The organism is Neobacillus drentensis, assembly GCF_036966985.1.
GTDB lineage: Bacteria > Bacillota > Bacilli > Bacillales > Cytobacillaceae > Neobacillus > Neobacillus drentensis_E.
In genome coordinates this window covers 1-7034 of record NZ_JBALSN010000282.1, presented here as the reverse complement: position 1 = coordinate 7034, position 7034 = coordinate 1, and the positions used below count along the sequence as shown (strand labels likewise).

The window sequence follows — 7034 nt, the reverse complement described above, 5'->3', positions numbered from 1 at the left end:
AAAATGGGCTGAAGAAGGTGCAAAAGTTTTTATATAAAGCTCTTTTTTATACAGAATGACCTGGATTGCTAAGAAAGACAAAAGGATTACTTTGGTTTTTTCTTCAGCTTACAGACTATTAAGTTGGATGAGAGGTGCTGCAAGTTCTTTCCTTAACAGTAATACCTTGTTCAGCTACCTTTAAGCCGTTGAAGGGGTGGGTATTTTTAATATTGTCTAGTTGACCTGGATATGTTCAAACCTTTTAAAGGCAAGGTAAGGATGTTTTAAAAAAGATAATTAAAATCTCCGTGCTACTTCAACTGCTGTTACTATCGCCTTTTCTTTGATTTCTTTTGCTTTTTCCGGAAATTGCACATGTCCCTCTATGATAATATGTTCCAGACTATGAACTCCAAAAAAATTCATCATTACTTCAAGATATCGATGCCCCATTTCCAATTCAGCTTCTGTTCCCCCAGAGTAAACATCTCCACGGGCTTGAATATGGATAGCTTTTTTTCCTGTTAAAAGACCCTGAGATCCTATTTTGGAATATTTAAAAGTTTTTCCCGATACAGCAACGGCATCAAGGTAGGTCTTCATGATGGCTGGAACAGAAAAATTCCACAAAGGGGTCACGAACACATATTTATCAGACATTTTGAATTGAGCACCTAATTCAGCTAATCGTCCTACCTTCAACCTTTCCTCGGGTGTTAATTGTTCAAATGATTCCCCTGTCCGAAGTTTTTCCCAGCCGCTAAATACATCAGCATCAAGATAGGGTATTTCTGCTTGATATAAATCAAGGTGTACGATCTCATCATGAGGATGAAATTCTACATACGAATCGATAAATGCTTTTCCTACTGCTAAGCTATATGACCGTTTATGATCAAGAGGATGTGCTGTAATATAAAGAACATTTGTCATAATCTCATCCCGCCTTTCCTAAATCAAAAATTAATCTACCTATCTTCTGAAGATTAATTTTACTTCCGGTACCCATTTTATTAGGATTAAAAATAATTAATTATTTATTCATCTTTCATCCAGCTATTTGCCCACTGACTAATAGGTCCAAGAATTTTTGCTAATTCGTTTCCTTTTTTTGTTAATAAATATTCTGTTCTTACAGGTCGCTCAGGTATAACATGACGGAGTACAATTCCATGTTCTTCTAATTCTTTCATTCTCTCCGTCAGCATTCGTTTACTCAGATCAGATATAAGAGAATGAATTTCACTAAAACGCTTCGGACCACTTAATAAAACATATATAATTAATCCTGTCCATCTTTTTCCAATTAATTCAAAGGTTTTTTCAACCTCAGGAAAAAGGTTTGCCTGTTCTTCCATCTTATATCTCACTCCCTTTTAAATTAGATACAATTTGTTTCTCTTCTACATTTGATTGATAAATATTTTGATTTTTCTTCTTGAAAAAATCATCATTTATATTTCCTTAAATAAATTTTTTCTAATTCTAATTCCTCCATGATTATAAACGGGTGATAGTGTAATGGGCATAGAGTAACCCGAATAACGGACTTTTAATATTAGTGTCCATTATTCGGGTTATAGTTCAATAAACATGTAGTAAAGATTGTTTTTTATGATGCTATTATTTAGAAATACGTTTTAATAATTCAGCTTTTTCAGCTTCATATCCGGGTTTACCAAGTAATGCGAACATATTCTTTTTATATGCTTCCACTCCTGGTTGATCAAATGGATTTACACCCATTAATAAACCGCTAATTCCGCATGCCTTCTCGAAGAAGTAAACCATTTCGCCAAAGGTAAATTCGTTTAATTGGTCCAGCTCCACAGACAGATTTGGAACCCCTCCATCCACATGGGCTAACACGGTACCTTGGGAGGCATTCTTATTGACATAGTCCATTGTTTTCCCAGCTAGATAATTTAAACCATCAAGATTGGATTCCTCTGCTTCAATGGTAATATCAAGTTTAGGTTCTTTTATTGATACTACAGTTTCAATTAAATCACGACGGCCTTCCTGCACATATTGTCCCATCGAATGAAGATCTGTTGTAAAATCGACAGAAGCAGGAAATAATCCTTTTTGATCCTTCCCTTCACTCTCGCCAAAAAGCTGTTTCCACCATTCTGAAACATAATGTAGGGATGGTTCAAAGTTTACGAGAAGTTCAATGGATTTCCCTTTTCGGTAAAGAGCATTTCTTACGGCAGCATATTGATAACTTTGGTTTGTCGCCAAGTCTGGATTATTATACTTATCTGCCGCAGCCGCAGCCCCTTCCATCATTTTATCAATATTGATACCTGCTACCGCTATTGGCAAGAGCCCCACAGCCGTTAATACAGAGTATCTCCCCCCAACATCATCTGGAATGACAAAAGTTTCATAACCTTCTTCATCAGCAAGTGTTTTTAATGCACCCTTTTGACGATCAGTTGTAGCATAAATACGTTTTCGAGCTTCTTCTTTTCCATATTTTTTCNNGAAATATCTTTGTCTTTTATCACATCAAGCAAATGGGAAATGTAGGTTGCACTGATATTTTGACCGGCAAAATAAACTTGTGTTGTATTGCCCATTTGGTTATGAAAGGTATGAGAGAGTGCGTCAATAGCGGCTCTTGCACCAAGATATGAGCCCCCAATCCCGATAACGATTAGGGCTTCAGAATTACTGCGAATTCTCTCAGCCGCAGCTTTAATTCTTGCAAATTCTTCTTTATCATAGTCATTTGGCAAATTAACCCAACCAAGATAGTCTGATCCAGGACCTTTCTTCTCGTGAAGCATATTGTGAGCGGTTTTCACAAATTCGCTGAGGTTATCTACTTCACTTTGTTGCATAAATGATAGTGCGTTAGAGTAATCAAAAGAAATCGACATTTAATTGTTCTCCTCTTTTCTTGTTTTACTTATGATGTGTCAGATAAGGCGTTAGAACATCTCTGCTAAGAACCGCAGAATAAACTCTAACACCTTGGATACCTTTAACTAATTTTTAAAGAGCATTCTTCCAGTCAGCAGCAAATTTTTCAATTCCTTGATCTGTTAATGGATGTTTAGATAATTGCTCAATTACTTTAAATGGAATGGTCGCAATATGAGCTCCAGCCATCGCCACGCGCGTTACATGGTCCGGATGACGAACAGATGCCGCTATAATTTGTGAATCTAAATTTTGGATACGGAATAATTCTGCAATACGTGAAACGAGTTCAACACCATCCTCGTTAATATCATCCAAACGGCCTAAGAATGGGGAAACGTAGGTTGCTCCAGCTCGTGCTGCCAGTAATGCCTGGTTTACAGAAAAAATAAGGGTAACATTTGTTTTAACACCTTTTTTTGTAAGGTATCGGCAAGCCTCTAATCCATCTAATGTCATAGGAAGTTTAATGGTAATATTCTTATCGCCGCCATTTATTTTAATGAGCTCATTTGCTTCAGCAATCATTTGCTCAGCTGTTAGAGCGCTTGGAGTAACTTCTGCAGATACGGACTCAACATCAGGAACTGCATTGATGATTTCTGCAATCCGGTCTTCGAATTTTACACCCTCTTTTGCAACCAATGAAGGATTGGTTGTAACTCCTGATAATACTCCAATTTTGTAGGCTTTTTTAATTTCATCTAAATTTGCAGTATCGATAAAGAATTTCATGATGTATTCCTCCAATTTTTTTGAGAAAAATTTTTATTAATTATTTATTTTTTTTCAACAGCATGTCCGCCAAATTCATTTCTTAATGCAGCAACTACTTTACCTGTAAAAGTATCGTTTTCTAGAGATCGGTAACGCATCAATAACGACATGGCAATAACAGGAGTAGCCGCTTGAAGATCTAATGCTGCTTCAACAGTCCATTTTCCTTCACCTGAAGAGTGCATGACTCCTTTAATTTCTTCCAAATTTGGATCCTTAGAAAAGGCGTTTTCTGTAAGTTCCATTAACCATGAGCGAATGACGGAACCGTTATTCCAAACCTTAGCTACCTTTTCATAATCGTAATCAAATTCACTTTTCTCTAGCACTTCAAATCCTTCACCAATAGCAGCCATCATTCCATATTCTATTCCATTATGAACCATCTTTAAGAAGTGACCGCTTCCTGGTTTGCCTGCATATAAGAATCCATTTTCTACTGCAGTATTTTGGAAAATAGGTTCCACTACTTCCCACGCTTCCGGATCACCGCCAATCATATAACAGGCACCATTGCGCGCTCCTTCCATTCCACCTGAAGTACCTGCATCCATAAAGCTGACACCTAGTTCTTTTAATTCATTATAACGGCGAATTGATTCTTTATAATGGGAATTACCAGCTTCAATGACAATATCGCCTTTGTCCAAAAACGGTATGATTTCCCCAATAACGGAATCCACCACGGCATGCGGAACCATAATCCAAACAATTCTTGGTTTTTCTAATGATTCAACAAGTTCTTTATAGCTTGAAACACCCGAAGCTCCATATTTTTTCATTTCTTCCATAGCAGTCGGGTTAACATCGAATGCGACCACTTCATGATTGTGATTGATTAAATTTTGTCCGAGGTTTAAACCCATTTTTCCTAAACCGATTAATCCTAATTTCATGATAAATTTCCCCATTTTCATATGAATTTTTTAGCTATTATCATTTATTTAAGATACTTTTCGTGATTTGAACGACATTTTCAGTCGTAAATCCAAATTGCTTCATGACGGCAACACCATCTCCTGAGGCTCCAAATGTCTCAATCGATAATACTTTTCCTTCAAATCCAACAAAGCGATCCCATCCTAGTGATATACCCATTTCGATTGCGACACGTTTTGTAACAGAAGAAGGAAGTATGGCTTCTTTATATTCTGCTGATTGCTTATCAAATAATTCCCAGCTTGGCATTGCTACTATACGAACAGATATATTTTCATTTTCCAATTCGGCTTTCGCATTTACTGCCAATGAAACTTCAGAACCTGTTGAAATCAATATTACATCTGGAGTTGAATTGGTTTCAGTCAATACATAAGCCCCTTTAGACACATTCTCCAGATTCGCCTTAGTTTCGTTATATACTGGTAAATTTTGACGACTTAGGATCAATGCCACTGGTCCTTCTTTTTGTTGAAGAGCATACGCCCAAGCACTTGCTGTTTCATTCGAGTCCGTTGGTCTTATTACAGTTAGGCCAGGGATCGAACGAAGGGCAGCTAAGTGTTCAACCGGCTCATGTGTTGGTCCATCTTCACCAACTGCAATGGAATCATGTGTAAACACATAGATGACCGGAAGCTTTGATAAGGCTGCTAATCGAATCGAAGGACGCAGATAATCATTAAATACAAAGAATGTACTTACAAAAGGCTTTAATCCGCCATGATAAGCCATCCCATTTGCTGCTGCTCCCATGGCATGTTCACGTACACCGAAATAAACATTGCGTGCACCGTAGGATTCCACCGCGTAAATTTGTTCCCCTTTTATTTCGGTCATTGTAGAATGGGAAAGGTCAGCACTGCCGCCAAAAATCGTTGGAACTTTCTTTACAAAATGGTTGATTGTTTCCCCGCTGGCAACACGCGTTGAAACTGCTTTTTCTGTATCAAAGGTTAAAATATCCTTCGCATCAATTAGAACTCTTCCATTAATAGCATTGGTTAATTGCTTTGTTAATTCTGGATAAGCTTGCTGATAAGACTGGATTAAATTATTCCAGTTTTGTTCAGTATCGATTCCCTTGCTCTTTAATTGTTCAAAGTGTGCTTTGACTTCTTCCGGTACATAGAAATCTTCTTCATACAGCCAGTTATAGGCTTTCTTTGTCACTTTTCCTTCTTCTGCTCCAAGTGGTGCCCCGTGTGCTTTGTTTGTTCCGGCTACCTTAGGACTTCCATAACCGATAATTGTTCTGATTTCAATGATACTTGGTTGGTCGGTATTTTGTTTTGCCATTTCGATTGCCTTTGTAATGGCTTCAACGTCATTTCCATCTTCCACCCTTAAATAGTGCCAGTGGACAGATTCTGCTCTTTTCCTTATATCTTCGGAGAAGGAAACGTTCAATTCGCCATCAAGGGAGATATCATTAGAATCATACAGGACAATCAGCTTGCCAAGTTTCATATGCCCAGCCATGGACATCGCCTCATAAGAAATACCTTCCATAAGATCACCGTCGCCGACTAAAGCATAAGTATAGTGATCAATAACAGGGTGCCCCTCTTTATTAAACTTTGCTGCCAAATGTGCTTCCGCCATAGCCATCCCCACAGCATTTGCAATGCCTTGTCCTAATGGACCCGTCGTCGCTTCTACACCTGGTGTATGTCCGAATTCAGGATGCCCTGGCGACCTACTGTTTATTTTTCTGAAATTCTTTAAATCATCTATTGTAACACCATAACCGGACAAATGAAGCAAGCTATATAATAAACTAGATCCGTGTCCAGCAGATAAAACGAATCGGTCACGGTTAAACCATTTTGCATTTTCAGGATTGTGATTCAAATGGTTCGCCCATAATGCATATGCCATTGGTGCTGCCCCCATTGGGAGGCCTGGATGACCGGAATTTGCCGCATTGATGGCATCAATTGATAAAGTTCTAATCGTTGTAATAGCTAAGTTCTCTATATTTTTTGACATATTCAATTTCCTCCTGACATTCGTTATTTTTGAAGTGCCGGTTCTCTGTTTGCTTGAATTTTTTCATCCAACCACCATTTAAACCCATTTTCTGATAATAGGGAATCAGCGGCTTCAGGCCCATTTGAACCTGAATGATAACCATGAAGAGGTAACAGATTTTCCTCAAATCCATTAAGAATTGGCTGTACCCATTCCCATGACAATTCCACTTCTTTCCAATGGGCAAAGAATGTAGATTCTCCAATTAAAGCATCATAAATTAGTCTTTCATAAGCCTCTGGGACTCCTGAGGCATTGCTTACTATATCTTCACAAGAAAAATTAATCCTGACTGGTTCGATTTTCCCGTTATTTAATGGGTTTTTACTGTTTAATTGTAGAGAAACATTTTCATTTGGGCTGATTTCAAT

5 protein-coding genes and 2 pseudogenes are annotated in these 7034 nt (G+C 37.9%); all 7 read right to left on the bottom strand.

Annotated features, from left to right (window positions below; genetic code table 11):
* Nucleotides 1–279: 279 nt before the first annotated feature.
* Nucleotides 280–915, bottom strand: coding sequence for an FMN-dependent NADH-azoreductase (locus V7659_RS18775; RefSeq protein ID WP_335541342.1), 636 nt, complete (start codon nt 913–915; stop codon nt 280–282).
* Nucleotides 916–1019: 104 nt separating this feature from the next.
* Nucleotides 1020–1340: a winged helix-turn-helix transcriptional regulator gene (locus tag V7659_RS18770; protein ID WP_335541341.1), complete on the bottom strand. Its 321-nt coding sequence runs from the start codon at nt 1338–1340 to the stop codon at nt 1020–1022.
* Nucleotides 1341–1605: 265 nt separating this feature from the next.
* A pseudogene (locus V7659_RS18765) lies at nt 1606–2870 on the bottom strand (glucose-6-phosphate isomerase).
* A 115-nt stretch (nt 2871–2985) separates the two neighbouring features.
* Complete coding sequence (gene fsa, locus V7659_RS18760; RefSeq protein WP_335541340.1) at nt 2986–3648, bottom strand: fructose-6-phosphate aldolase; 663 nt, start codon at nt 3646–3648, stop codon at nt 2986–2988.
* Between the two features lie 44 nt (nt 3649–3692).
* Complete coding sequence (gene gnd, locus V7659_RS18755; RefSeq protein WP_335541338.1) at nt 3693–4586, bottom strand: phosphogluconate dehydrogenase (NAD(+)-dependent, decarboxylating); 894 nt, start codon at nt 4584–4586, stop codon at nt 3693–3695.
* A gap of 40 nt (nt 4587–4626) precedes the next feature.
* Nucleotides 4627–6621, bottom strand: coding sequence for a transketolase (gene tkt / locus V7659_RS18750; RefSeq protein WP_335541336.1), 1995 nt, complete (start codon nt 6619–6621; stop codon nt 4627–4629).
* A gap of 23 nt (nt 6622–6644) precedes the next feature.
* A pseudogene (locus tag V7659_RS18745) lies at nt 6645–7034 on the bottom strand (glucose-6-phosphate dehydrogenase); the annotation flags it as partial.